The sequence below is a fragment of the Salirhabdus sp. Marseille-P4669 genome (assembly GCF_900240405.1).
Classification (GTDB): domain Bacteria; phylum Bacillota; class Bacilli; order Bacillales; family Alkalibacillaceae; genus OEQK01.
Genome location: NZ_OEQK01000005.1, coordinates 200,017 through 225,876 on the forward strand (window position 1 = coordinate 200,017; position 25,860 = coordinate 225,876).

The 25,860-nt window shown below is 36.1% G+C and carries 29 protein-coding genes; 6 read left to right on the forward strand and 23 right to left on the reverse strand.

Features of this window, described 5'->3' with window-relative positions; all coding sequences use genetic code 11:
- The first annotated feature begins 124 nt into the window (after positions 1–124).
- Positions 125–604 (forward strand): GNAT family N-acetyltransferase, encoded by a 480-nt coding sequence (locus C1A05_RS11440; RefSeq protein WP_102028369.1) that lies wholly within the window; start codon positions 125–127, stop codon positions 602–604.
- Between the two features lie 122 nt (positions 605–726).
- Here the strand turns inward: C1A05_RS11440 and htpG are convergent, their stop codons facing one another.
- The 4 genes from htpG to C1A05_RS11460 all read right to left on the reverse strand — a co-directional run bounded on the left by htpG (position 727) and on the right by C1A05_RS11460 (position 5,026).
- The gene (gene htpG / locus C1A05_RS11445) at positions 727–2,607 is read right to left on the reverse strand and encodes a molecular chaperone HtpG (protein WP_102028370.1); all 1,881 of its coding nucleotides are present in this window, start codon (positions 2,605–2,607) and stop codon (positions 727–729) included.
- 462 nt (positions 2,608–3,069) lie between these two features.
- Positions 3,070–3,531 (reverse strand): hypothetical protein, encoded by a 462-nt coding sequence (locus C1A05_RS11450; RefSeq protein ID WP_373419473.1) that lies wholly within the window; start codon positions 3,529–3,531, stop codon positions 3,070–3,072.
- Positions 3,485–3,961 (reverse strand): MerR family transcriptional regulator, encoded by a 477-nt coding sequence (locus tag C1A05_RS11455; protein ID WP_102028372.1) that lies wholly within the window; start codon positions 3,959–3,961, stop codon positions 3,485–3,487. The genes C1A05_RS11450 and C1A05_RS11455 overlap by 47 nt, the downstream gene beginning before the upstream one ends.
- A gap of 255 nt (positions 3,962–4,216) precedes the next feature.
- Positions 4,217–5,026, reverse strand: a complete 810-nt coding sequence (locus tag C1A05_RS11460) for a WxL domain-containing protein (RefSeq protein WP_102028373.1) — start codon at positions 5,024–5,026, stop codon at positions 4,217–4,219.
- Positions 5,027–5,131: 105 nt separating this feature from the next.
- On the opposite strand from C1A05_RS11460, the gene C1A05_RS11465 reads away from it, so the two are divergent.
- Together C1A05_RS11465 and C1A05_RS18050 are read left to right on the forward strand one after the other, a co-directional pair.
- Positions 5,132–6,163: a DUF916 domain-containing protein gene (locus C1A05_RS11465; RefSeq protein WP_102028374.1), complete on the forward strand. Its 1,032-nt coding sequence runs from the start codon at positions 5,132–5,134 to the stop codon at positions 6,161–6,163.
- Positions 6,164–6,342: 179 nt separating this feature from the next.
- On the forward strand, positions 6,343–6,492 hold the full coding sequence (locus C1A05_RS18050) for a hypothetical protein (RefSeq protein ID WP_159462061.1): 150 nt from the start codon (positions 6,343–6,345) through the stop codon (positions 6,490–6,492).
- 46 nt (positions 6,493–6,538) lie between these two features.
- On the opposite strand, the gene C1A05_RS11470 is transcribed toward C1A05_RS18050, so the two are convergent.
- The 9 genes from C1A05_RS11470 to selD form a co-directional block, all read right to left on the reverse strand.
- The gene (locus tag C1A05_RS11470) at positions 6,539–7,111 is read right to left on the reverse strand and encodes a hypothetical protein (RefSeq protein WP_102028375.1); all 573 of its coding nucleotides are present in this window, start codon (positions 7,109–7,111) and stop codon (positions 6,539–6,541) included.
- A 77-nt stretch (positions 7,112–7,188) separates the two neighbouring features.
- Complete coding sequence (locus C1A05_RS11475; protein WP_102028376.1) at positions 7,189–7,854, reverse strand: DNA alkylation repair protein; 666 nt, start codon at positions 7,852–7,854, stop codon at positions 7,189–7,191.
- Entirely contained in the window at positions 7,855–8,712 is an 858-nt protein-coding gene (locus C1A05_RS11480) for an SDR family oxidoreductase (RefSeq protein WP_102028377.1), read from the reverse strand.
- Positions 8,713–8,743: 31 nt separating this feature from the next.
- The gene (locus C1A05_RS11485) at positions 8,744–10,204 is read right to left on the reverse strand and encodes a M20 family peptidase (protein WP_102028378.1); all 1,461 of its coding nucleotides are present in this window, start codon (positions 10,202–10,204) and stop codon (positions 8,744–8,746) included.
- A gap of 100 nt (positions 10,205–10,304) precedes the next feature.
- The gene (locus tag C1A05_RS11490) at positions 10,305–10,901 is read right to left on the reverse strand and encodes an NUDIX hydrolase (RefSeq protein ID WP_102028379.1); all 597 of its coding nucleotides are present in this window, start codon (positions 10,899–10,901) and stop codon (positions 10,305–10,307) included.
- Positions 10,902–10,964: 63 nt separating this feature from the next.
- Positions 10,965–11,699: a phosphonate ABC transporter ATP-binding protein gene (gene phnC, locus C1A05_RS11495; RefSeq protein WP_102028380.1), complete on the reverse strand. Its 735-nt coding sequence runs from the start codon at positions 11,697–11,699 to the stop codon at positions 10,965–10,967.
- 11 nt (positions 11,700–11,710) lie between these two features.
- Complete coding sequence (phnE, locus tag C1A05_RS11500) at positions 11,711–12,466, reverse strand: phosphonate ABC transporter, permease protein PhnE (RefSeq protein ID WP_234998507.1); 756 nt, start codon at positions 12,464–12,466, stop codon at positions 11,711–11,713.
- Positions 12,467–12,477: 11 nt separating this feature from the next.
- Complete coding sequence (gene phnD, locus C1A05_RS11505) at positions 12,478–13,362, reverse strand: phosphate/phosphite/phosphonate ABC transporter substrate-binding protein (protein ID WP_102028382.1); 885 nt, start codon at positions 13,360–13,362, stop codon at positions 12,478–12,480.
- Positions 13,363–13,413: 51 nt separating this feature from the next.
- Positions 13,414–14,463, reverse strand: coding sequence for a selenide, water dikinase SelD (gene selD / locus C1A05_RS11510; RefSeq protein WP_102028383.1), 1,050 nt, complete (start codon positions 14,461–14,463; stop codon positions 13,414–13,416).
- A 195-nt stretch (positions 14,464–14,658) separates the two neighbouring features.
- Between selD and glmS the strand changes: the two genes are divergently transcribed.
- A complete protein-coding gene (gene glmS / locus C1A05_RS11515; RefSeq protein WP_234998484.1) occupies positions 14,659–16,500 on the forward strand; it encodes a glutamine--fructose-6-phosphate transaminase (isomerizing) in 1,842 nt (613 codons plus the stop codon).
- Between the two features lie 41 nt (positions 16,501–16,541).
- On the opposite strand, the gene C1A05_RS11520 is transcribed toward glmS, so the two are convergent.
- Positions 16,542–17,090 (reverse strand): hypothetical protein, encoded by a 549-nt coding sequence (locus tag C1A05_RS11520; protein ID WP_102028385.1) that lies wholly within the window; start codon positions 17,088–17,090, stop codon positions 16,542–16,544.
- A 193-nt stretch (positions 17,091–17,283) separates the two neighbouring features.
- Here C1A05_RS11520 and C1A05_RS11525 point away from each other — a divergent pair, with 193 nt between their 5' ends.
- A complete protein-coding gene (locus C1A05_RS11525; protein ID WP_102028386.1) occupies positions 17,284–17,526 on the forward strand; it encodes a DNA alkylation repair protein in 243 nt (80 codons plus the stop codon).
- A 115-nt stretch (positions 17,527–17,641) separates the two neighbouring features.
- Entirely contained in the window at positions 17,642–18,061 is a 420-nt protein-coding gene (locus C1A05_RS11530; protein ID WP_102028387.1) for a ferritin-like domain-containing protein, read from the forward strand.
- A 58-nt stretch (positions 18,062–18,119) separates the two neighbouring features.
- Here C1A05_RS11530 and C1A05_RS11535 read toward each other — a convergent pair whose 3' ends face one another.
- The 9 genes from C1A05_RS11535 to eutH all read right to left on the reverse strand — a co-directional run bounded on the left by C1A05_RS11535 (position 18,120) and on the right by eutH (position 25,815).
- Positions 18,120–19,154 (reverse strand): C45 family autoproteolytic acyltransferase/hydolase, encoded by a 1,035-nt coding sequence (locus C1A05_RS11535; protein WP_102028388.1) that lies wholly within the window; start codon positions 19,152–19,154, stop codon positions 18,120–18,122.
- 4 nt (positions 19,155–19,158) lie between these two features.
- Entirely contained in the window at positions 19,159–20,028 is an 870-nt protein-coding gene (locus C1A05_RS11540) for an AraC family transcriptional regulator (protein ID WP_234998485.1), read from the reverse strand.
- 106 nt (positions 20,029–20,134) lie between these two features.
- Complete coding sequence (locus C1A05_RS11545; protein ID WP_234998486.1) at positions 20,135–20,563, reverse strand: NUDIX hydrolase; 429 nt, start codon at positions 20,561–20,563, stop codon at positions 20,135–20,137.
- A 159-nt stretch (positions 20,564–20,722) separates the two neighbouring features.
- Positions 20,723–20,857 (reverse strand): YpzI family protein, encoded by a 135-nt coding sequence (locus tag C1A05_RS11550; RefSeq protein ID WP_102028391.1) that lies wholly within the window; start codon positions 20,855–20,857, stop codon positions 20,723–20,725.
- A gap of 117 nt (positions 20,858–20,974) precedes the next feature.
- Entirely contained in the window at positions 20,975–21,769 is a 795-nt protein-coding gene (argB, locus tag C1A05_RS11555; RefSeq protein ID WP_102028392.1) for an acetylglutamate kinase, read from the reverse strand.
- Positions 21,770–21,781: 12 nt separating this feature from the next.
- On the reverse strand, positions 21,782–23,023 hold the full coding sequence (gene argJ, locus C1A05_RS11560) for a bifunctional ornithine acetyltransferase/N-acetylglutamate synthase (RefSeq protein ID WP_102028393.1): 1,242 nt from the start codon (positions 23,021–23,023) through the stop codon (positions 21,782–21,784).
- 15 nt (positions 23,024–23,038) lie between these two features.
- The gene (gene argC / locus C1A05_RS11565; RefSeq protein WP_102028394.1) at positions 23,039–24,076 is read right to left on the reverse strand and encodes an N-acetyl-gamma-glutamyl-phosphate reductase; all 1,038 of its coding nucleotides are present in this window, start codon (positions 24,074–24,076) and stop codon (positions 23,039–23,041) included.
- A 102-nt stretch (positions 24,077–24,178) separates the two neighbouring features.
- Complete coding sequence (locus C1A05_RS11570) at positions 24,179–24,727, reverse strand: histidine phosphatase family protein (RefSeq protein ID WP_102028395.1); 549 nt, start codon at positions 24,725–24,727, stop codon at positions 24,179–24,181.
- On the reverse strand, positions 24,724–25,815 hold the full coding sequence (gene eutH / locus C1A05_RS11575) for an ethanolamine utilization protein EutH (protein ID WP_102028396.1): 1,092 nt from the start codon (positions 25,813–25,815) through the stop codon (positions 24,724–24,726). Before eutH ends, C1A05_RS11570 begins: the two co-directional genes overlap by 4 nt.
- Positions 25,816–25,860 lie beyond the last annotated feature (45 nt).

Consider the following 25,860-nt stretch of genomic DNA (forward strand, 5'->3'; position numbering starts at 1 on the left):
ATCTTTTTTTCCCCTCCCCCATTAAAATACAAATCTATTTTTAAACGGATATGTTGTAATATGAAGAAAATATCGTTAAAATAATAGAATCGAATATACGTTCTTATTTTAGGGGGTTTTCTTAATGAAGGATATTAGCCTAGCGTTTTATAAGGATTCTTATAAAAAAGAATTATCAATGTTTTCCCTACCCGATGAACAAAGTCAATTTACAGCTTATCCACTAGAAGCATTGAAGAAATGCGAACTGGATCAGGAGCGGTTCCCTATTGTCATACTTTGGAAAGGGATACCTGCTGGCTTTTTCGTCTTGCATGGGTGGAATGGTGTTAAGACTTATAGTGAAAATCAAAATGCATTATTATTAAGAGCTTTCTCTATCGATTCGATATATCAAGGAAAAGGCATGGCAAAACAATCTATAAAATTATTACCTGCCTTTGTAAAAGAGCACTTCCCGCATATAAATGAAATCGTATTAGGTGTAAATCATGCGAATAGTGTTGCTCAGCATGTATATTTAAAGGGAGGATTCATGGATAAAGGAAAGCGAATAATAGGCAAAAAAGGAGAGCAGTTTGTCTTTCATTTAACTATAAATTAAACGACAACAGCCATCCCCTATCCTTGGCTGTTGCCGTTCTCTTGTTTAGCAAATGCTTCATTTTTTACCACTGACAGAATAAAGTTAGATCGCCCCTTATTCAGAAAGACAATCTTTAGAGCTTACGCCATTACTTTACAAATATCGTTTGTGAACTCCACTGGATCTTCAATAGGTAGTCCTTCAATCAAAAGAGCTTGATTGTAAAGGATATTCGTATAAAGCTTCATTTTTTCTTTATCCTTGCTATCGTGAGCTCGTTTAATCGATTGGAATACATTATGAGTTGTGTTAATTTCTAATACTTTTTCTGCTTTGATATTTTGGTTCTCTGGCATGGCATTTAAAACTTTTTCCATTTCAAGGCTAACTTCACCATCAGCTGATAAGCAGACTGGATGGGTTTTTAATCGTTTGGACACTCGAACATCTTTCACTTTTCCAGTTAAAAATTCTTTCATGGCTTCAAAAAGCTCTTTGTGTTCCTCATTCTCTTTTTCTATATTTTTATTATCATCCGCTTCTATACCTAAATCTCCACTCGAAACCGATTTGAATTCTTTTTCCTTATAGGACATTATCATCTTAATTGCGAATTCATCAATATCTTCTTTGAAATATAGAATTTCATATCCCTCGTCTGCCACGAGTTCAGTTTGTGGCAGCTTCTCAATTCTGTCATAGGAATCCCCTGTTGCATAATAAATATATTTTTGATCCTCTTTCATGTTGGAAATATATTCATCTAACGTAACAAGCTTCTTTTCCTTTGAAGAATAGAACATTAATAAATCTTGTAATTCCTCTTTGTAGCGACCAAACTCATGATAAGCTCCAAATTTTAGTTGACGCCCAAATTCATTGTAGAATTTCTCGTATTTTTCGCGATCATTTTTCAGTAGCTTTTGTAATTCTGTTTTGATTTTTTTATTAATATTTTTAGCAATTAGTTTCAATTGACGATCCTGTTGAAGCATCTCTCTGGATATATTGAGAGACAAATCTTCTGAATCCACCATACCTTTGACAAAACTAAAATGATCTGGCAAGAGATCACCGCACTTGTTCATAATAAGTACGCCATTGGAGTAAAGCTCAAGACCTTTTTCAAATTCCTTTGTGTAATAATCAAATGGAATGGTTTCTGGGATAAATAAAATAGCGTTGTAGCGGATGGAACCGTCCACATTTAAGTGAATATGTGTTAATGGCTTATCAAAACCGTACCGTTTTTCCTGATAAAAGTTTTCATAATCTTCATTAGAAAGCTCCCTTTTATTTTTTCTCCAAATGGGAACCATGCTATTTACAACTTCTTCTTTAGTAACATCTACTAATTCCTCATCGTTGTCGTCCTTAGGCTCTTTTGTTGTTATATCCATTTTAATTGGATAACGGATGAAATCAGAATACTTTTTGATGATTTCTTTTAAACGATACTCCTCCAAAAACTCATCGTAATTCTCATCTTCTGAATTCTCTTTAATTTTTAATACGATATCAGTGCCTACGCCCTCTTTTTCCACAGGCGTAACGGTATATCCATCAGAGCCTGTGGACTTCCATTTGTAGGCTTCCTCACTTCCTAACGCTTTACTAATAACCATTACTTCATCGGCAACCATAAAAGCAGCGTAAAATCCTACACCAAATTGACCAATGATATCATGTCCATCTTTTAGCTCTGTTTCATTTTTAAACGATAAGGAGCCACTCTTTGCTATTACACCAAGGTTATGAACGAGTTCGTCTTTCGTCATTCCAATCCCTGTATCCATCACAGTTAATGTACGTTCCGTCTTATTTGGTACCACTTTAATATAGTAATCACTTTGGTTAAACGTAATGGAGTCATCTGTAAGTGCCTTGTAATAAATTTTATCAATGGCGTCACTTGCGTTTGAAATTAATTCTCGTAAAAACACCTCTTTTTGCGAGTAAATAGAGTTGATCATTAAATCTAATAATCTTTTAGACTCTGCTTTAAATTGTCTTTTTGCCATATGTAGTTCTCCCTTCCTAAACATACTACTTATAGTTTAGCACTCTTTAGTTCCGAGTGCTAATTGACAATAATTTTTTATCACATATTGCTTCACGTGTCAATATGGAGTAATTACTATACATTGTCTTTTTTAGTCATTGGCTAAGTTACACTTTACTAATGATATTTTTTGAAAACAGAACCTCCATAAAAGGGGAAGTTCTGTTTGATTTAAACGCTCCCGTTACTTTAAGTGAATTCTTTACAATCTCAGCGAAAATACTCAATACCTTAAATATGCAGTCTATACAAAAAGGAACACCCTCCTGACTTCATCGTTGTCATGGACGTGTTCCCTACTTGGTTAGTTTCACTGCTTTAAAATTCAATAACTGCACGAATTTGAATGTACAACCCTTGATCCTATTCATATTTAAGCAAATGGTTGTTTTCTATATAGCTTAGATAGAGTCTACAAGTTCTAAGTTACTGTAGCTTGCTTAACTTTTGTATATTTTTTATTCGTGCCTAATATAATCAAGGCAACATAAATTACGATAGCAATAGAATCTACTACTGTATCCATAAGAGCTGAAACGTTAAGTAATACAGTAACGCCAAGGATGACAATCAGTCGGACGATTAGAATCGCCGCGATGATCCAAGCGGCAATTCGGATTTTTAATTGCTCCGGTTGGAATGACATGTAAAGGAATGCAATGCCGAAGACCAGATTTTCAGCAGTAATAATGTGCCAAACATACGTCAAGACCGTCTGGGTATCCATTGGTATCGCCTTAATGTCAAGTGTCGGTAGCTCAACGGATTGCCCGTTCCAAGCATGCGTAACTGCAAACAAAATCGCAAGAAACCCAACAATCAGATAATAATAATTCCTAATCTTGATGACGCTCACAACCCTCCTTAGAAATTTCCGGATCATTCTCTCGGATATCTTTGTAAAGCTCCAGAACGAACTCTGCCAAACGTTGGTCGCTTTCTTTATTAAAGTCCCTTAATGTTTCGGCTGCCATATCGAGCAGCATGTTAACCTTTTTAAGATGAGCAATCTTCATCCGTGTATCTTCAATTTTAGCCTGAAGGAATAAAGCAACATCTTCACAGTAAGCGGTATCCATACTTTCCATCTTACGGAAACCAATAAATTTCTCTTTGATATCGTCAAGAGAAAAGTCCGCATACTGCATGATTTGAATATTCATCAAGTCAATAAGGTCATTCATCGAATACTTGCGGTACAGATTGTCATCCCGAGTTGGCGAGACGAGCCCAATTCGGTCATAATATCGTAGTGTATCTTTGGGTATACCAAGCTTTTCTGAAACCTCTTGTATAGAGTAAAGTTTTTCCATGAGTTAAGAATATCATTGGAGTTAGCTCCAATGTCAAGTAGTATTTATACTTTCCCTACATATGTGTTGTGTCAAATTTACTGCGTTATCCGATATTTAACGAAAAAGATTTATAAAATAGATTCTTTTCCACTTTACGTATGAAACTTAACTTTAAATATATAAATAAAGAATCTAATATGCATAAGAAAAGAGGAAATATTCTCATGTATAGAACACAATACCAAAAAAAACCAAGTTACATTAACTTGGTGTTTAAATAGTACCATCAGTAACCGGCGTATCTGTAGTGGTTTCATTTCCTGGCCCACTATCAATCGTTACGGTTATAGTTGAGGTATAAGTTCCTGCTTTAACATCTTTAGGGAGTAATTTTAGGTTTAATGCATCAGCGCCAAAATTAACTGTAAAAGTACCTTTACCTTCACCAGTGGGAGCGCTGAGAATTGTTACGCCAGTACCATTATCGAGTGTTCCTCCACTTTTTGTAATACTAGCGGCTGAACTAGAGCCACTTTCAGCAGTTAATGTTGGTGCATCAACTTCTAAAGAACCTGTTGGAAGCGTATTCCCACTAGCATCTGTAAACTGGGAAGCTAACATATGCACATTCCACCCAGCACCTGTACCAGAAGGATCAATGACATCAAAGTCAGAAATAGTTGCTTTTACATCTTGCGTTGCCCCAGTTAAAGTAACATCTACTCTACCTACAGTAAACTCTTCTACTTGCAGTGCTCCACCGGATATTCCCATTGTAGATGTTGTATTACTAATCTCTTCTGCAAAAACATGTGAACTAGCATGTGGTGGGACTAATGTGAAACCGAGTATGGATGCTATTACTGCACCACCAATCATTACTTTTATTTTATTGTATTTTACACCTGGTAAATTCCGCTTCAAATATTCTAAAGCGGATTTCTTTATATTTTGTTTATCTGGTCTTTCCCCTAATTCTGTTGAAAATTCCTCTAACCCGTGAGAATTGGTATCCAAAAATAATCGGACTTCTATATTTCCCTGTTCGTCAGTTATAATTTCATGTTTTTTAAATTGAACCAAAATGTTTACACACTCCTTTCCGTATATAGGTAGTTTAAACCTTCTGATAAGAAATATGCACTTTGGATACACTACGGATAATGTTTATAAAAATGGAGGTCAAAAATGAAGAATGTAAAGTGGATTTTTATTTTTATTATTTTTTTTCAAGTTGTAAATCAAAATGTATTTGCTCAACAGAATGAGATTTCTATAGAAATTGAGCCTGTTTTCCCAGAAAATCAAGATGAGCAAATTAAAGGTTATTTCAAATTAAATGTTCGTCCTAATGATCAACAAGCATTGCATATTAAAGTAAAAAATAAAAGAGAAGTAGAAACAACCGTTTCGATTGAAGGGGCGAATGCATTTACCAATCCGAATGGTGGTATATTGTATCGGGAAAATGTGGAAAGTGAAGACTCCCTTTTATTAGATAATGCAATTAGGCTTGGATCGTTAATAGAAGTGGACAAAGAGGTGGTATTAAAACCCCATGAAGAGAGGGAAATACCTATCCTTGTTAATGTTCCCGATATTGACGAAGGTACCATTTTAGGAGGTATATTAGTAAAAACGATCGAGAACACCGAGGAGAATAGAGTTAATACCGAAGATGGAGAAGCAAATTTTAAAATAGATACGGAGGTTGTTCATGCAATTGCTATACAGTTAGATTTGCCAAACTCTGCTTCCACGGACTTTGAACTTGGTCAAGCAGGATTCAATTTATTAGGACCGAGTATAGAAGTGGAAATGAAAAATAATGCTCAAAAATTACAACGTGATATTTCCGGAACTTTTGAAGTTACCGATGAAACAGGAACCAAGCTTTTTGACGGACAGATTCCCTCTTTTATGATGGCGCCTAGTACCCAAATAAATTATCCAGTCGATTGGACTTATGAAACATTAGAAAAAGGTTTATACACAATCGCTGTTGAATTAACCGTCGATAACCAAAAATATACCGCAAACGAACAATTTAGAATAGGGGAAGAAGAAATTGAAGAATATGTAGAGCGCACTCAGCCAGTAGTTCCCCAAGCTAACACTGAAGACACTAGTGATATACCAGTTTGGGTTTGGATTTTAGCTGGAGCGATTGTTTTAGCTGGAATTATGTTTTGGCTCGGATCAAAAAATCGTAAACAATAAGATAAATTTATCTCCCAAAAGGCTCTGAATCTCGATATTCAGAGCCTTTTTATGTGAAATATTTTTAACAAAGTAGGCATTTGACAACTTTTCAACACTTCCATTACTCAAAACGTATTACCTAGTTATTGAAGTATAATTAAATGGTAAGCTATTTCTATATTATAGGAGGATGCAGAATGGATATTACGAGAGAGGAAAAATCTGCGAGGTTAGAGGTAATGTTACAGGAGGCCTTAAAGCCACTTCATCAAAAAATAGACAACTTAGAAAAAGAATTAAAAGTCATTAAGGATAATCAAGGGGATATAAAACAATCACTTAAATAGTATTCATCAAAATGGGCTCTCACATAAAATGAAAGCCCATTTTAAATTATGGTCCTTGTATAATGGCAAAGTTTAGAGAAATTATGTATTGATTCCCTTCTTCATAGGAAGGAACAGATAATTGAAGACTTTCATCTGGAAAAGTAAGATTAACGATTCCCATTCCTTCTGTCTCATAGGCTGTTAACAACGTTTGTGGATGCATGTAGTCCAAAGGTAAAATACGCTTGTCATAGATATGAGGTAATTCCCCACCATTTGATGATATTGTAGCACCATGTTTATGTAGTAATAACGACCCTTGAGGAAGTATTCGTTCCTCTCCATGTCTTGTTTTCTCCAATACAGGCGTCCCTTGTACCATGACCTTCCAGCCGAGTCCGGTTCCTGTTGCATCCGTAACTTCAATCTCCCCTAAACTTCCAACGATAGTATGAGTACCTTCATGGTAATTCATGTCAAATGAGGGTTTTGCAATTGCTAACGTTAATGGACCACTCTGAATGGAAACACGCACTGTATCTAATTTACTTTCTGCTGAATAAATAGAATGTTGAGTTACAAATAAACTTCCTAGAATAACGACAAATAAAACTTTCATTACTTTAAACATATCCATTGTTCCTTCCTTATACTCTACAATGGATATATTACTATAGTTTTATATCAAAAAGAGCAGTTAAATTCTACCACAATCTAACTCAAATATTTACTTCCCTCCCGAATACTTAACCGTTGTAGTGGCGTCTTTTCAATAAACTGTTTAACAGAATGGGGATTCGTCTTAGAATACTCTCTTAATGCCCAGCCGATTGCTTTTTGAATAAAAAATTCTTTGCTATCTGCATTCTGTTTAATAAATCGATATAGTAGTTCTTCATCTGTATTTTCTTTATATTTCAGTTGAAATAAAATAGCAGTTCTTCTTAACCATAAATGCTCTCCATATGCCCAATCTTCAATTTTTTCTTGTATTACACTTGGATTATCTTTTGCTATTTTACCTACCGCTTTTGTGGCAAGCGTATCTACTGTATCCCACCATGATTTTGTCGTAATTAGCTGTTCTATTAGTGTTATATCTTCCTTCTCTAATTTCTTTAAGGAACGGTCAATATAATCTAATGCTGCGTTCTGATATTCTCTTTCTTCAAGTTCCCATAAATCCAGTACAAACCCTTTATGAAATGGCTCCTTCAAAAGCCCCGTTTCCTTATAAAACTTTTTCATAATTTCTCTGCGTAGCGGTGTTTTAATCCCGAGAAATGGATATCTGTTTTTCATATATTTTTCCATCGGCACAGCATTAGCTGTATTTTGATGTTTTTCGAATTCACTTACTAATAGTTGAATGAGCTCCATTTATACATCCCTTTTTCCTTTCAATACATGCTTTACTACTACTTTTTCCCATAATGCCCATGGTAATAAACTTTTGAAGAGGATTGTCATTTTAACCCCTGAACCAACGGGATATCTAAGCTTCTTTATTTTTTTCATCGCTGCTATCTGACTAATTAGCTCTGCAACCTCCATTGGATTACCATGCGCTTCTTCATTGGCGTTTATGTACGATTTCAATGCTGCTGTATATTCGTAGTATGGGGAGTCCTCCTTCATATATGCCTCCGATTGCTCCACACTTGAAGACCAGATATTCGTTCGGTAAGAGCCTGGTTCAATCAAAGCTACTTGAATGCCAAATAGCTTTACTTCTAATCGCAGGCTTTCCGAATATCCTTCTAACGCATACTTTGATGAGACGTATGGAGACATTCCAGGAAAACCAACTCGCCCACTAATACTACTAACATTAATAATCGTACCAAATTGCTGTCTGCGCATAATCGGAAGAATGGCCTGCGTGACATTTATCGCCCCAAATACATTCGTATCAAACTGCTTTCGGTAGTCTTCTAGCTTTATCTCTTCCGAAAAACCACCTAATGCATACCCAGCATTATTAACAAGTAAATGAACATGAGGAAAAGCATTTAGTTTTACTTTAAGGTTTTGAATAGATTCTTCGTCTGAAACATCCACATAGAATGGCTCAATTCGATTCAATACATTTTGATCCTTTACCAATGAAGGGAATACCTTTGCCTTATCTAGGTTACGCATTGTAGCTAATACATCATAACCTTCTTCAGCTAATTTTATTGTTGTAAGTAAACCAAATCCACTTGAAGCACCAGTAATAACCGCAACCTTAGACAAGTACTCTACACCAGCCTTTCATCTCTTGAAATTACTCATTCGCTACCATAATTACCTCAGCATACACCTTAATGGCATTTACATAATTATCGACACTAATATGCTCATTCGTTCCATGCATGCGCTCTAAATCCTCCGAAGTAAGTAGAACAGGTAAAAAACGATATGTATTTTCTGAAATTCGATCATAATGTTTCGCATCAGAACCCGCAAACATTAAGTACGGTGCTATAATAGCATCCGAATATACATTTCTTGCTGCCTTTTGGATGACTTCGAATTGCCAAGTGTCATAAGAAGATACTTTACTAGATTCACTTCCTGAGACAGTTACATTTATCTTTTCATCAGCTATTGTTTCTTCTATAAATTCTTGCACACTTTCTAATGTTTCACCAGGCATAAGTCTTAAATTAATGACTGCTGATGCACGCTCTGGTAAAGCGTTATATTGTTCACCTGCTTGGAAAATCGTTGGTGCAATGGTTGTACGAATTAATGCAGCAGATGCAGGCTCGTCTAGAAGAATATTTTCTATCAATGGTTCAAATACAAAGGAATTTGCAAATACATATTTCATCCCAAAGCTCATTTCAGGGGCAACATATTCAAATAATGCTTTTCCTGGTCCTTGTAAGTCAGCATCAAATTGTGTCTCTTCTAATTTAGCGATAGCAGCGGCAATTCTACCGATATTCGTACTAGATTTTGGTTGTGAGGAATGTCCTCCACTACCTTCAATACTTAATTCGGCTGTTGCAGATCCTTTTTCAGCTATCCCAACAACGCCAACAGGGTGATCTACTCCTGGAACCATATTCTTCACAATCGCTCCACCCTCATCTAAGACAAAGTCAAAGGTAATCCCACTATCTTCTAACGTATCTACAATTGCTTTTGCTCCTTTTTCTCCTCCTATTTCTTCATCGAAACCAAACATAAAATACATATCTCTAGTAGGTTGAAAGTCTTGTTCTATTAAATAGGAGACTGCCTCTAATATACCAATAACTCCAATTTTATCATCCAGTGTGCCTCTTCCCCATATAACCCCATCTACAATTGCGCCACTAAAGGGATCTTGCTTCCAATTCTCTTCCGTGCCTTCTAATACCGGTACAACATCATAATGTCCAGTTAACCCAATTGGATTTTTATTCTTGTCGCTACCTTCCCACTTATAAACAAGTGCGTATTCATTTATCTTTTCCAACTCTAGTTGGTCATGTACCTCTGGATAACTTTCTTCTAGATAAAAAATAAATCGATCAAACTCCGCAAAGTCAAATTTAGACCGATCTTGATAGGAAATGGTTTTATATGTTAAGCTTTCCGAAAAACGGGCTATAGCCTCCTCCTCATTTAATAAGATTGTAGTCTCTTCAGGAGTTGGTTGTTTAGAAGAAACCCTCATTGTATTAAAAACGGTTACAATAATGAATATAAGAAGCAATGATAATAAAATTAATAGTACAAGCTTCCACTTTTTCATGCTATACTCTCCCTTCTTCTCCTAACCTATATTCACTACGACGTTTGAAAAGTCCTTTTAAAAATGAAAAAAGCCAACGATTTGAAGTTGACTTTTGTTTTCATCTTCTATTTTTAATTCGTTCGATTACCAGTAAAAAATAATAACTATCATGCGGTACAAAATGTGCTTTATGTACCTTTTTCTGAATCGGTGTAGATACACCATATTTATCCTTCCAATATCCAGTTACTTGAATTTCCTCTACTTCATTTGAGAATAATCTATATAAGTCATCTATATTAGCACACACCATACCACTAACTTCATTATCTTGAAAATGCAGTGGCTGAACTTTTGGATTATAGTCATACACAAATACATTAGCGAATTCCTTATCTACAAACGGAGGAATTTCAATACAATCTTTTATAATGCCTATTGGGGTTAATTCAGAAATGGAAACATCGATCCCTAGCTCTTCTTGTATTTCTCGAATACCATCTTCTATACGTTCACCAGCTAATACATGTCCTGCAGCAGTAATATCCAACAGACCAGGAAAGTCTTTTTTACTATTACTACGTATTTGCAAGAAAATATCATTCGTATGGACAAACCAGCACTGAAACGTTTGATGCCAATACCCTTTTTGATGTACCTCTTGGCGTGAGGCTATTCCAATATTATTAAGCTTGGTGTCATATATCGTAATCATTTCGTTTTCAATCGTTAATCATCCTAACTGTAATAAAGTACATTTGATATCTTCACACGTACACTATTGATACGTTATATGGAATATTTTTTCGTTAAATTGCTCTGGACTTCCATCGAAAATAACATTTCCGTTTGAAAAAGAAATGATACGCGTTGCAAATCGTTTAGCTAATTCAACATCATGGACATTAATAATCGTTAGCAACTGATGGCGTTCGTGCAGCTCTTTTATTAAAGTGAATATACGATTTGAAATACCAGGATCAAGACTGGAGACTGGTTCATCACCTAGTAGCACTTTAGGGCGTTGCAATAAAGCTCTCGCAATACCGACTCGTTGTTTTTGCCCGCCACTTAAATGCTCGACTCTTTGATGTATATAATCTTTTAGTCCTACTTCCGCTATGACTTGTTCAGCTGCTTTCTTTTCTTCTGCGGTAAAGATGCCGAACATGTTTTTAACAGAGCTTCGATAACCAGCAAGACCAGTTAAAACGTTTTGTAATACGGACAAGCGGGGAATCAAATTAAAGTGTTGAAAAATCATCCCCATTTCTCTTCGTATTTTTCGAAGCTCTTCTTCTTTTTGATTCGATATTTGCTTTCCTTCCCAGAAGATATCCCCACTTGTTGGTGTTTGTAAACCATTCAAGCTTCGAATAAAGGTGGATTTTCCAGCACCGCTTTTTCCAAGAATACAAATAAACTCACCCTGTTGAAAGGTTAAGCTAATGTTGGAAATAGCATTATCTTTACTTCCGAAATAACGTACGGATAAGTTATCAACAACTAACATTTTAAAACTCCTTATATGACCCGTTTTCGAGCATAACTACCAATTACATCCACTAACACTACCATTCCCATAATCAGTAGAACATCAAGAGCTACTGCAGAATAATGAAATGTTTTAAAATCATTAAAAAGCCGTTGACCTATTCCTCCTCCCCCAATAAAACCAAGAATCAGTGAAGTACGAATGGCGACTTCGAAACGGTAAAAGTAATTGGATAGTACGTTTGGCCATATTTGCGGTAAAATACTAATCAAATTGGCAAAGCCTCGTTTTGCTCCTACTGCTGTCATTGCTTCCCTTGGACCAGGATCAGACGCTTCTATCAATTCGGAGATTAGTTTACCAAGAACTCCAACGTTGTGAAACAAAATTGCCAATACTGCTGGAAAGGGGCCTAAACCGATTGCAGTAAGCAAAACCAAGCCCGTTACGATTTCCGGAATAGAGCGAACAAAACTTAACAGAACACGGGAGGAGTGAAATGTTAGTTTATTAGGTGCTGTATTTCGTGCTGCTAAGAAGCTTATTGGTAGTGAAATGAGTAAACCAAGAAAACTACCTAAAAAACCCATCGCCACTGTTAATACACTATCCTCAAGCATCCCTTTCCATTCAGTTGTAGACATTGGAAACCATTGAGATAAAAAATCAATCATATTACGAAAGTCTTTAAATTTTGATAGATCAAAATCTGTTATCCTCATGCTAATGAAAACAAATAATAGCAGCAAAATACTAGTAACAAATGTTCGTTTCTTAAACCACAAATCAATCATCTCTATTCTTCAATGAATCCCTGCCTTATCGCAGCTTGTTTAATGCTAATATAATCGTCATCCGTTGCAGTAGTAAAGCCTGATGCACCAAATGCATCTAAAATAACATTATCGTCAATCGCTAAAAAGGCTTCTTGTAATTTTTGAATCGTTTCTTCATCTGTATCTTTATGTACTGCCCATGGATATTGGAAAAGTTCCTCCGACTGCCAAACTATTTTCAGTTGTTCCGCATCTATTTTTCCTGCGTCTACTAATTGATTGTATATCGCGCTGTCGATTGCACCTGCATCAACCTGTTTATTTTGAACAGCTAAAGCAGTGGCATCATGAGAGCCAGTAAAACGAATAGAATTAAATTTGTGTTCATTTTCACTCGTATAAACACCTTGATCTTGTAATTCGATGCTTGGTATTAAAGAACCTGATGTTGAGCTTGGATCTCCGAAAGCAAAATCAATTTCAGTAGGATTATCTAATAGCTCATCAAGCGAGTTCCAACGATTATCTTTATGCGTAATAATATAGGAGTAATAATATGGTTCTCCATCAATTAATTGCGTTATGATTGCTTTCGCTCCGCTTTTCTCTTGAGCAACAACGTATGTTAGTGGTCCTAAATAGGCCATATCAATTTTATCGTAATTTAATGCTTCTACTACCCCGTTGTAATCGGGATAAACGTCTACCTTCACTTCTTGTTCTAATTCTTGGGTGAGAACTTTTTGTAATCGCTCCATGGCATCCGCCATTTCTCCTTCTGTTTGTGCAGGTATGACACCGATTGAAAATACCTCTTCTTTTGTACTTATTTCTTCGTCGTTACCTCCGCATGCTGACAAGAAAACGATTAAGCTAGCGATAAGAGTTCCAATAATTTTCTTCATTTTCGTACACCTCAATCTAGATAAAAAAGGCCTTTTATCTGGCCTTTTTATCTATTTTACATATATTTTTCCAGAAAAGTCATCCGTAACTTCACCAATGATTGCTGATTCGACTCCGTTTGAACGAAGAGCATCATTTAGTGACTCTGCCTGCTCTTCAGGAACAGCAATTAAAAGACCACCAGAAGTTACAGCATCACACAAGATAATTTGGTCAATTTCGTCAATATATTCAGCGTATTCAATGTTATCATTAAGCCATTTATGATTTTTCCTAGATCCACCTGGTATGACACCATCTAAAGCTAATTGTTTCGTTTTCGGTAAAACGGGAACTTTATTTTGATAAATGGTAATACCGACATTACTTCCACTAGCCATTTCGTAAGTATGGCCTAATAAACCAAAACCAGTAATATCTGTACTTGCATGAATTGTATAGTTATTCATGATTTCTGCCGCGGTTTTATTAAGTGTTGCCATTACCTCCATTACGCGGTTAAGGTCCTCTTGTTCTATTAAATCTCTTTTAATCGCAGTCGTTAATATGCCAACACCTATTGGTTTTGTTAATAGTAACCGGTCCTTTGGCTTTGCACCTATATTCGCACGAATTTTGTCAGGATGAACAATCCCTGTTACAGAAAGACCGAATTTCGGTTCTTGATCATCTATCGAGTGTCCCCCAACTAACACAGCACCCGATTCTCTAACTTTATCAGATGACCCAGCCAAAATTTGCGCTAAAATGTTTTTATCTAATTTGTTAATTGGGAATCCGACAATGTTCATTACTGTTATCGGTTCTCCACCCATAGCATAAACGTCACTTAATGCATTTGCAGCAGCGATTTGACCAAACATATAAGGATCATCCACTATAGGGGTAAAATAATCTAATGTCTGTACAAGCGCAGTCTCATTGTTTAATTTATATACACCTGCATCATCAGAAGTATCTAAACCGACCAAAAGGTTTGGGTTAGGTTCATTTTTTGGTATATGACGCAAAACTTGCGCCAGGTCTTCAGGACCAATTTTACATCCTCAGCCACCTTTAGCCGTTAAAGAAGTTAATTTAAAAATATCCTCTTTAGACATATGTACCACATCCTTCTCATTTGACGTCCACTACTATTGTAATACATTTAACAAAATTAATCTTGAATAGGGATTTTTATTTATTGTAAGTGAAGTTTTTTCAAAAGTACAACCACGATGTATCTATGTATAATTGTACATTCCCTTAAAATGGTATTTCATCTATAATAGAAGAAACGAGGAGAATTTGGAGGTGTGGATTTGAGCGGAATTGTCGGGTATGTAGGAAATCGTTCCTCACAAGAAATATTAATACACGGATTAAAAAATTTAGAGTATCGTGGATATGATTCTGCAGGAATTGCCGTTTCCAATGAAAAGACTATCGAAGTTCGACGAGAAAAAGGTCAGATTCAAGATTTAGAAGCTTCCTTACAGCTAGATCCAATTTTAAAAGGAAACCTTGGAATTGGTCATACACGTTGGGCTTCACACGGTACTCCTTCTGTCACCAATTCGCATCCATTATCTGATACGAACGGAAAATATTTTGTTGTGCATAACGGGATTATTGAAAATTATCGTGAATTACGAAAAGGACTTGTAGCTGACGGTGTAGATTTTCAAACTGATACAGATACAGAAGTAATTCCACATTTGCTAGCGAAATATGATACAGGTAACTATTTAGATACGGTACGACAAGTATTACCGTTACTAAAGGGATCGTTTGCTTTAGCCATTATGTGTAGTACATATCCTAATACGATTATTGCGATATCACAAGAAAATCCATTAATAGTCGGCTTTGGATTAAAGGAAGGATTTTTAGCCTCTGACATATCAGCATTGCTACCATATACAAAAGAAATTTATCCAATTAAAAATAATGAAATAGCAATGTTAACGTCTGAAAGGATAACAATTGAAACGTTGGATGGTGAACCAATCCATCCGAAAAAGGTTCTTATTGAATGGGACCAAGAAGAAATAGACCTTCATGAATATGATTACTTCATGTTGAAAGAAATTATGGAACAGCCAAAAACAATCAAGAAAACATTAGAAGGAAAAATCAAAAACTCCCATGTAAGGATAGCTGAATTAGAACCTTTACTTAACCAGTATGAGTTTCACCACTTTGAAAAGATTGATATTGTTGGCAACGGAACATCTTATCATTCTGGTATGGTAGGAAAAAAAGTAATGGAGCAATTATTCCGGATTCCTGTTGAAGTGCATATTTCCTCAGAATTCAGCAATGAGCATGGTCATTTATCAAATCGGAACTTAGTCATTGTATTGAGTCAATCAGGAGAAACTGCAGATTCATTATCTGCACTGAAAGAAGCAAAACGGAATGATTGCGTTACGATTGCAATTACGAATAAAAAACGAAGTAATATTGCCCGAATAGCAGATTATATGCTATTAACAAATGCAGGACCGGAATTAGCTGTAGCTGCTACCAAAGCGTATACATCTCAAATTACTTCATTGATTTTGTTGACAATCTTTTTAAGTCAACATTCGGATAAAACGAACGCTTATGATTATACAGAACTTCTTGATGCTTTAGTGCAATTACCTGATGTTGTAGAACAAACCCTAATTATGACGCAGGATGCGATTGATTCTTTTGCCCAAGTAACAAATGATCAAGATCACCTATTTTTAATCGGTCGAGGTTTAGACTATGTGCTTGCATTGGAAGGGGCATTAAAACTTCAAGAAGTAGCTTACCTACACGCTGATGCTTACGCAGCTGGTGAAGTCAAACACGGAACAATGGCTTTAATAACCCCTGGGGTACCTGTTATCGCACTTGCCACTCAAGCCCATCTTAGAGGAAAACTTGTGAGCAATATACGAGAATTAAAAACGAGAGAAGCATTTGTAGTTGGCGTAACTACTGTGGGAGATGATGCTGTGGGAGAAGTTGTGGATCAAGTATTATATATTCCTGAAGCACATCCTTACTTAATGCCAATTGTTGCTGCAATACCACTACAATTATTAGCATATTATGCTGGTACCGTTCGTGGGTATAATGTGGATCGACCTCGAAATCTAGCGAAAAGCTTAACAGTAGAATAAAAAATAAGCTTGGATCATTCCAAGCTTATTTTTGTATTAAACTATTGAAGTTCAGTTGCTAGGTCAGGCGTACTGCTTAAGCCAGCTTCTTCAAAAAGTGTTGTAGCTTTTTCTGTGTATGCTGCAATTTTTTCATCTGCTGCATTGAAGTCTGTAGCGTCACTTTCAATAGCTTCTTTATATGCTTCAAAAGCACCTTTCACTTCTGAAACCGCTTCTTCATAAGTTGTTTTTGCTTCTTCTGTAAAGCTATCTGCTTCCGTTAACTCATAAGAATCTAAAGCGGCAATTGCTTCGTCTGCTGCAGTTAAAGCATCTGCTTTTAACGTTTCTAAAGCTTCGGCATCAGCCTCTTCATTCGCAGTTTCAGCAATGTATGCATTTACGGTTGCATATTGATTACGAACTGTATTTGCTACTGCGATATGATTTTTTAATAGTGCAGAGCTTAGAGCTTTTGTATCTTCTGTATTTTCTTCTGTTGCTGTTTCATCAGATGCATTTGTTTTATCTGAAGCGTCTTCAGAATCACCACATGCAGCTAAAAACAATACTAGAGAGATTCCTAGTAAGCTTAGTAGTTTTTTCATGTTATTTCCTCCCCCTTTTCACTTACAGGAGATAGTTTAATCCTTACTTCACAGAAAGTAAATAAGTTTTAAAAATGTTTTAATTGCAAGTTTATTCTATTATTTCTCAATATTTATTTAACTCTCTCCCCTTTCTTAAAATTCTTGTATATTATGACGGAAACGGCTCATAGTAAAAATGGAGGTGTATAATATGCCAAGTCCTTATCGTTGTCCGAATTGCAAAACGAACCGTTCTCGCTTTAACCTAATTGAGCAAGTCCCAACATCCGTTAAAATGGATTCCCAAACAGGGGAAGTTATTGAACAATATACACAAGATAATTTAGATGTACTTCATGTTCCGTATAGAGGACCTGCATACAAAGTACAATGCGGAGTTTGTGGACTTGTTGAGGATGAACAAATGTTTATTAAGCATGGAGAACAAAGATAATACGGCAATAAATGAAGAGTCAAGAATCTTATTGTCCAAGATTATTGGCTCTTATTTAAAAGCAAGATCATTTATTGGATATAGATATGAATTTTAACAATAGAAGGTGTACATATTGAATGAAGTTATAAAAGAGTTAAATCATTTTTTAGAAGGAAATTATATGGCGATTCATGCTTATGATCAGTATATTTATCGTATAAAAGACCAAAAGATAAAAGAAGTTTTCCAACAGATTCAACAAGAACATAAAAAACACGCTCAGATTGTAGCGGAAAGAATACAAAATGTTGGTGGCAAACCAGTTGATGACGTTGGAATGAAAGGAAAAATGGTTGAAATGTTGGAAAAAATGAAAGGTACAGATGGCATTTCGGCAATCTTAAAGGATGCTATTGCTGGTGAAAACAGAGGTATTAAGGTTTCGAAAGACCTTGTAAGAGGTGACTTAGATGAAGAAAGCCTTGCCCTCGTGAAAGACATACTGAATGCCGACGAGGGCCATGTTCAGCAGTTACAAGATTTGCTTAAATGAAAGTGATTACTAGTAAAAATTACTACCGCTAAGTTCAGGCTTGAATAGAGTTACTAGATTATTTAATTTTAAATAAAGATGGTTTGATAACACCGTTTAATGACTTGATTACTACATTCTTTCCATTTACCCATTCATCCATCTTAAGATTTAAGATTTCATCGCTTCGCGCAACCGAAATCAACAATCTACTATCTTGAAATCGATAAGAAAAAGTATGCAGCGTTCCAAAAAGCTGTTCATATTCTGTGAAAAATAGCGGCGAATTTGGATTTCGAAAATGATCAAACATCATCTGCTGGGAGTAATGAATAAAGTTGTTTGATTGAAAATAAGCATCTCTTTTTATGGAATTGTTCATGCTTTTGCGATTATAGTTACGCATTTGTTCCGTTTTAAAGTGATTTTCACAAGATAAATGTTGTTCTCCATTTCGTATTGTGACTTGTTCTGGAGAGGCTTCCACAACTACCATCTGTCCATTAGAATCACTTAACGAAAAGTTATAACAAGCTGCATGCGGAACCTCCTTTAACATATTGATCGCTTCCTTTACATTACTACATGTTTCAAGTATCATACGTACTGCAACCCACGATTGGATTCCCTTACGATAGCCATTATTACTAACAAAATGCAGTCCTGCTACTAAACCCTTTTCATTCACTCCATCATGTCGACCTAATAACTGTAAGTTGAAACCCGCTGAAGCAAAGGAAGTAGCAGGTTGACTAAACGTAAATATGCCGTCATAAAGTATAGGAGAAAAATCATAGTTTCGTACATAAAATTCTTTTGTTGCAAAGGAAGTACAGCCCATAGCCTCTGTTTTTGGCACGTCATATCCACTAAATAAGGCGCACGCTTTTTCGTATGGTACATTCATTCCATCAGCAATGCCCTTTAATTCTTCTACTAGATTAGGAGAAAAGCCTCGTAGTATTGCTTCCATTTCTTTAACGTTAATATTGTCCTTTGCTATCTGTTTAAAAATGGATAATTTAGGACTGTTTTTGAGGTGTTTTCCTATCTGGAATCCAATATCATAGCTACTCGCTCTAAATTGCAAAACATCTACCTGAAAAGGATCCATATCATCATCCCCTTTTCCGAATCGGTAACCAAATTTCGGTTCGGTACTTTTCATTTTTAACGTCTAATTCTGATGGAGGATATACTTCCATTTCAGGTGTCCCAGCGTGCTCATATCCAGTTGCAGGTAACCATTCTGTAAAAATCGTCTGCCATGCTTTTTGTATCGCGTTAGGCATCGATCCTTCTACATTAAAAACAGCCCAAGTTGAAGCAGGAATGGTTCTTTCCTCTAATTCTATGTCGATTTGATCCTTACCCTTTTCGATCCCGATAAAGTAAGTAAATGCTTCTAAATCCATTGTAAAATCCATGCAAATACCTAACATACCTAAGGTACTAGCATGACGTGCTAATGTTTTCCCAGTCTCACTTGTATTTATTTCTGTCCAATAAGCAGGTATTTTTTCTAAATTTTCGCCATCCTTTTTTGTTACGTTAATACTTTTTCCGACTACCTGGAAAGCTTCTTTTTCCAAAATCTTATAATCCATCTGTTGTTCACCCTTCACTTCAATTGTAAAGAACAAAGGTGGAAAAGCCTTAAGAATGGTGTCTGGTTTTTTCGATTCCGTTGGTGTAATTCCATGGAAATTACGAAATGCTTTTGCAAAGGATTCCGGTGTTTCGTATCCGTATTTATAGGCAACATCGATTACCTTTTGCTTTGTTGTATTTAATTCTTGTGCTGCCATCGTTAGTCTACGATTGCGAATATATTCTGCAACTGTGTATCCTGTGATCATGAGAAACATTCGTTGAAAGTGAAATTTTGACGTACCAAACAAATCCGCAATTTCTTGAATCTCTAGTTTTTTCTCTAAGTGCTCTTCGATAAACCGTATACATTCATTTATTTGTTTAATTCCATTCACCATTGTTCTCCTTCCAATCAAGAATACCAAGTAATAACGGGTTGCTCCTGTCATTTTGTGCTCTCTATAGACAGATTTTACATTCTCGATCTTGTGAAAATCATAATTATATTAATTCTTGTAGACTAAAAATGTTGTATTTCTTAAAATCTCTAATAATAGTAGAAGGTAATATAGAAAGTAACTCGTTTTTGGTTGCCCATTTATAGTCCATGTGTTCATTCGATAATATTACGTTATCGTTATCTGTACTACATAAATAGCTGAGCATTACAATTTGTCTAGCAGGATTGGTTTTGAAGGAATTAGCAAAAAGCAGCTTTTCCACTGAAACGTTGAGACCAACTTCCTCTGAAATTTCCCGGATTAGTCCTTCTTCTATATCTTCTCCAAAATCTAATTTACCTCCAGGACATTCCCAGGTTCCTCCGCCAACATCTTCGGGTGCACGTTGGACAACGAGTATTTTTCCTTTATGTAAAATAACTCCTTTTGTTGCTACGACAATTTGATTACGATCGTCTCGAACTGTCAATTGATACCCTCCTACTAATAGGTGAAACATATAGTATGTTCTTACCTTGAATGTTAAGCAATTATAGTAATATTTTATCGTAACAGCAGTTAAAAGAGAATGATTATTCAGAAACTCATAACAATACAAAAAGACGCCATCATAGATGACGTCTTCTTGCTACCCTTTATTTCGCTTTTTCGATTGTTCACTGCTTTGCAATTTAGTTGCACCCGCGTTATCAAGACCTTGATCACGATCAGATTCTACTCTTCTCGACTTTCTTAATTTCTTCTCTTGTCTATCTCGACCCATAACAACTACCTCCTTTCACTAAAGTAGTATGTTACAGGTAGTATCATTCTATTTTAACGAAACCTAAACGAACGATTTGTGTATAATAAAAATTTATAAAGAGGCTAAAGGTTTACCCTAACTACAAGCCTCTTTAAGTACAATCCGAGTACCAACTTGTTTACCGCTACAGAATGAAGTTAAATTTCCTTTTTCTACGCCACTTAAAATGACAACATCAGATACTTGGAAACGAAGTGCATCCAAAGCAGCCTGAACCTTTGGAACCATCCCTTGTTTAATATCACCAGTTTTTATAAATCTGTATGCTTCGATCTTGGTTAGCACGTTAAGTACCGTACTTCTACCGTTTTTGTTTACATAGATACCAGGTATGTTACTTACAAAACAGAGAGCCCCACCAAGATGCTTCGCAATCGCTGCAGCTGCCATATCCCCATTAATATTTAATCGAGCACCTGTTTCGTCAATTCCAATCGGGGATATCACAGGTATATACTTTTCTTCAATCAAATTTTTTAATAGTCCAGTATTAACATTTTGCACATTACCAACAAGACCAAGCTTATTATTTGTAGTGCGGGTAGATTGTAACAAGTCTCCATCAATTCCACTTATTCCTACTGCCCGACCACCATAACTGTTTAAGAGACGTACAATTTTCTTGTTGACAATTCCGCTTAAAACCATTTCCACAACATCTAATACTTCCGAAGTCGTTTTCCTCATTCCATCAAAAAAAGTGGTTTCAATATTTAATTTTCGGAGATATTCTGTTATAAGTGGTCCACCTCCGTGAACAATTATCGGCTGCCAGTCATCCGAGTGATGCAATTGAACGACTTCATCGTAAAAGGATTTCGGTAAATCTTCGAAGATACTACCACCAAATTTTATAATAAGGTATTTCATGAATTCACCATCCTAAGTTCGGTAAGAAGCATTAATTCGAACATAGTCATAGGAAAGATCACAGCCCCATGCACGACCTTGACCCTCTCCTTGATTACATTCTACTAAAATTTTTATGTGCTCTTTCTCTAATTCTCTCTTAGCTTCTGGCTCATTAAAAGCTTTCGGAACGCCATTTTTTAAAACATACGTATTTCCGATTGCTATGGAAACGACATTCGGATCTAAAGCGATGTCGCTGTAACCGACAGCACAAACAATACGACCCCAGTTTGGATCTTCTCCATAAATAGCTGTCTTTACAAGGTTAGAAGAGATAATCGTTTTGGCAATTTTCCTTGCGGCGTCATCGGATTCTACTCCTTTTACCTCTACCTCGACTAGCTTTGTAGCTCCTTCTCCATCTCTTGCAATTTGCTTAGCTAAGCATTCACAAACAAATTGTAGAGCATCCACAAATGCATTCCAATCTTTATGATCAGCTGTTAAAAGTTGATTTGCAGCTAAACCGTTTGCCATAACAAGCACCATATCATTTGTACTAGAATCACCATCGACTGAAATACAATTAAATGTTTTATTGGTAACCTGTTGAAGCGCTAACTGTAACGCTTCATGATTTATATGTGCGTCCGTAGTGATAAAGCCAAGCATTGTCGCCATATTTGGATGAATCATACCCGATCCCTTTGCTGCTCCCCCAATACATATCAATTTACCGTCAATTGTAAGCTCGACTGCAACATTTTTGGTAAATGTATCTGTTGTAAGAATCGACTTTTCAAAATCATCTGCTGACTTATTTAATAGATTGGTAGAAATATATTTAATTCCATTCTTTATTTTTTCCATAGGGAGTAATTCCCCAATGACTCCAGTGGAGACTACGGCAGTATAATGATTTTTTAAGCCGATTGTTTCAGAAAATACATTACGCATTTCATAGGCATCCTCTATTCCTTTTGGACCTGTAAATGCATTTGCTTTACCTGAGTTCACTAATATAGCTTGAAGTTTACCTTCCTTCGCAATACTATCCTGTGTCACCTCTAGTGGTGCAGCTTGAAAGTGGTTTGTTGTATAAACTCCAGCCGCTACTGCAGGAACTTCTGAATAGATCCATCCCAAGTCTTTGCGTTTTCTTTTAATACCACAGTGAAGACCTCCTGCAGAAAATCCTTGCGGTGTTGTTACATTTCCTTCTGTTAAAATATGAAGCTGCTGTTCACTTGCTACTTCATAAAAGACACTCATCCTACGCACCCTTTCTTATGGATAAATAGGGATATTACGAATTCCTTCATCCATATCCCAGTTGTTTAACAGATTCATATTTTGAATCGCTTGACCTGCTGCTCCCTTTACAACATTATCAATCACACTAACGATGGTTAATCTGTTTGTTCTTTCATCGACATACAAGCCAATATCACAATAATTAGATCCATACACTTCTTTAGTTGTCGGAAAATTCCCCTCAGGTCTAATTCGGATAGACGACGAAGCTTCATAATATTCCTCATATACATCTAATAATTGTTTTGTCGTAATCCTGTTTTTCCGATTTACATAAATGGTACACATAATGCCTCTAGTCATTGGAATCAGATGAGTGGTAAAGCTAATGTTTATCGGATTGCCGCTTATTTCCGACAGTACTTGCTCTACTTCTGGGATATGTTGATGTTTTCCAACTTTATATGCTTTCACATTTTCATTAACCTCAGAGAATTGAGTAGCCAGTGATGCCTTTCTACCAGCTCCTGAAACTCCTGACTTCCCATCTATTACAATGGTATTCGGGTCTATTAGACTGTTTTCTACACATGGAATTAAACCCAACAATATAGCAGTTGCATAACAACCAGGGTTTGCAATGAGCACGGCGTTCTTTATTTTTTCCTTGAAAATATCCACTAGCCCATACGTAGCTTCTTGTAAAAAAGATGGACTACTGTGTTCAAATTGATACCACTCCTTATAAGCATCTGCCTCTTTTAAGCGAAAGTCTCCAGAAAGATCAATGCATTTAATCCCTCTATTGATAAATTGGGGAATCCAATCCTTACTTACACCAGAAGGAGTGGCAAAAAATAATAGGTCTACTCGCTTCACTACCGTATCGATTGTCAATTGCTCTAATTCCTCTTCTAAGATGTTTGTTAAATGTGGAAATAAGTTTGCAATGTTTTTGCCACTATTGGAGTTTGCAATGATTACTTCAATTGTTACAAATCGATGATTAAGAAGAAACCGAATGAGCTCGATTCCGCTATAACCATTTGCACCAACGATACCAACTTTCAAGCATCTTCACTCCCCTTCAATCAATTTTGGATAATTATACATTTATATAAATAAATATTCAATAACCAAATAAGAAAAAATCGGAAAAATCCGATTTCAATTTTATTTATCCCCCCATATTCTTTCTAAAGTGCTGTTATTTTTGGAAACTTGTAGGCAATATACATCCGGGTTCGTTAATCCTTTCCATTTTTCAAATCCAAATTGCTGGTCATAATAATTTAATAACAATGCCATTAAATTACCGTGCGTTACAAGCACAATTTCCTTACTCGAGCTACGTATTAGCTCGTTGACTACATCTACAATTCGTTTTTGAGCTTCTCGGCTTGACTCTCCACCTTTAAAAGCTCGATCAAAATCAAGAAAAGTTGTTTCTAGCTTTTCCATCCAATCTAGAGCATTTTCAATAGTTAAAACGCGTTCTGATAATCTACTATCCAATTCAATAGGTAGCTTTTTTTCTTCACTTAAAGGTTGAGCGGTCTGCTGGGCGCGTAAAAAAGGACTTGAGATAATGCGATCTATCTTTTTCTCTTTTAAGAATTCTGATAAACGAATCGCTTGCAGAAATCCCTCCTCTGTTAAGCTTGCATCTGGTGATTGCCCTTCTGCTTTACAGTGGCGAACAATATACATTTTTTGGTTCATGCTTTTCTCCTTTTCTTATCTTTATTCAATACAACCATAGCTACGATAATAGCACTAATGCCTCCGGCTAATTTTCCTACGATCATGGCAAAGACGATTTCCTTCTCAATCCCTGCAACGAAGCCTAAGTGTCCACCAAACACGAAGGCACCACTTACAGCAAAAGCAACATTGATCACTTTTCCCCGATCATCCATATCTTTTAAGATGGTAAACATCGGTATATTGTGGGCTAAAGAAGAGATCAACCCTACTGTTGAAGTTTCATTTATACCTAATTTACTCCCCAATACTGCAAGAGCTTTTCTCATAATCAGTTGTATGAATTTTACCATTGGAAAAGCACCAGCTAAAAATAGAGCGATGGTACCTACAATTTGTACCCCCTCCGTTAATGGAGTCAGATTAGGAATGACTACATAACCAGTCATTGTTTCTACTGTAATCGCAATTAAACCAATAATCGCAACAATTTCTACTAGTTTTCCGAATATCGAAAATCCGGCAATCATTTTTTCCAAGTTCGTTATTAAACCAATGCCAATTAAAATGGAAATGATTATAGGAAAAATTAAATTCGTAATAATTAGGTCGAAATCGAAACCAGCTACGAATCCACCAATAAAACATCCAAATGGTACTGTAATTAAGCCAATTAGAATACCTTGAGCGAAGAAAGGGTGATCTGTTTTTCGAATGATTCCGAGAGCAACGGGGATTGTAAACACAATAGTAGGCCCCATCATCGTTCCTAGAAAAACCCAAGAAAAAAGCTCTCCCTCTTTTGTATTCGACATTTCGGTTGCTAAAGCATATCCTCCCATATCAAGTGCTAAGAGCGTATTCGCAAAGGAGGAGGGATCTGCTCCGATAAATTGATAGATTGGTGTGACTATTGGCGTTAAAAGGGAAGCAAGCACTGGTGCAAGTGAAATAATCCCAACCATTGCTAGAGTCAGAGTACCCATTGTCATGATTCCTTCAGTAAAACGCTCCCCGAAACCGAATTTATTCCCTATTAATCGATCCAATGCTCCTAAACAAAAAAATAGTGCAACAATGATGACAATGATTTCATTAATGTTCATGTTATATCCCCGTTTCAACGCTTAACATTGCTAAATACTACTACG

What these genes read in the sequence shown, in the direction of transcription:
- C1A05_RS11535 (WP_102028388.1), bottom strand. Translation starts at nt 19,154, where the DNA reads ATGGATCCTTTTCAGGTAGATGTTTTGCAATTTAGAGCGAGTAGCTAT.
- C1A05_RS11470 (WP_102028375.1), bottom strand. Translation starts at nt 7,111, where the DNA reads ATGGATATGTTTAAAGTAATGAAAGTTTTATTTGTCGTTATTCTAGGA.
- C1A05_RS18050 (WP_159462061.1), top strand. Translation starts at nt 6,343, where the DNA reads ATGGATATTACGAGAGAGGAAAAATCTGCGAGGTTAGAGGTAATGTTA.
- eutH (WP_102028396.1), bottom strand. Translation starts at nt 25,815, where the DNA reads ATGAACATTAATGAAATCATTGTCATCATTGTTGCACTATTTTTTTGT.
- C1A05_RS11485 (WP_102028378.1), bottom strand. Translation starts at nt 10,204, where the DNA reads ATGAAAAAGTGGAAGCTTGTACTATTAATTTTATTATCATTGCTTCTT.
- C1A05_RS11475 (WP_102028376.1), bottom strand. Translation starts at nt 7,854, where the DNA reads ATGGAGCTCATTCAACTATTAGTAAGTGAATTCGAAAAACATCAAAAT.
- C1A05_RS11455 (WP_102028372.1), bottom strand. Translation starts at nt 3,961, where the DNA reads ATGGAAAAACTTTACTCTATACAAGAGGTTTCAGAAAAGCTTGGTATA.
- C1A05_RS11550 (WP_102028391.1), bottom strand. Translation starts at nt 20,857, where the DNA reads ATGGGTCGAGATAGACAAGAGAAGAAATTAAGAAAGTCGAGAAGAGTA.
- C1A05_RS11440 (WP_102028369.1), top strand. Translation starts at nt 125, where the DNA reads ATGAAGGATATTAGCCTAGCGTTTTATAAGGATTCTTATAAAAAAGAA.
- C1A05_RS11520 (WP_102028385.1), bottom strand. Translation starts at nt 17,090, where the DNA reads ATGAAAAAACTACTAAGCTTACTAGGAATCTCTCTAGTATTGTTTTTA.
- C1A05_RS11450 (WP_373419473.1), bottom strand. Translation starts at nt 3,531, where the DNA reads ATGATCCGGAAATTTCTAAGGAGGGTTGTGAGCGTCATCAAGATTAGG.
- C1A05_RS11525 (WP_102028386.1), top strand. Translation starts at nt 17,284, where the DNA reads ATGCCAAGTCCTTATCGTTGTCCGAATTGCAAAACGAACCGTTCTCGC.
- phnD (WP_102028382.1), bottom strand. Translation starts at nt 13,362, where the DNA reads ATGAAGAAAATTATTGGAACTCTTATCGCTAGCTTAATCGTTTTCTTG.
- argB (WP_102028392.1), bottom strand. Translation starts at nt 21,769, where the DNA reads ATGAAATACCTTATTATAAAATTTGGTGGTAGTATCTTCGAAGATTTA.
- C1A05_RS11570 (WP_102028395.1), bottom strand. Translation starts at nt 24,727, where the DNA reads ATGAACCAAAAAATGTATATTGTTCGCCACTGTAAAGCAGAAGGGCAA.
- C1A05_RS11490 (WP_102028379.1), bottom strand. Translation starts at nt 10,901, where the DNA reads ATGATTACGATATATGACACCAAGCTTAATAATATTGGAATAGCCTCA.
- argJ (WP_102028393.1), bottom strand. Translation starts at nt 23,023, where the DNA reads ATGAGTGTCTTTTATGAAGTAGCAAGTGAACAGCAGCTTCATATTTTA.
- htpG (WP_102028370.1), bottom strand. Translation starts at nt 2,607, where the DNA reads ATGGCAAAAAGACAATTTAAAGCAGAGTCTAAAAGATTATTAGATTTA.
- C1A05_RS11465 (WP_102028374.1), top strand. Translation starts at nt 5,132, where the DNA reads ATGAAGAATGTAAAGTGGATTTTTATTTTTATTATTTTTTTTCAAGTT.
- phnC (WP_102028380.1), bottom strand. Translation starts at nt 11,699, where the DNA reads ATGTTAGTTGTTGATAACTTATCCGTACGTTATTTCGGAAGTAAAGAT.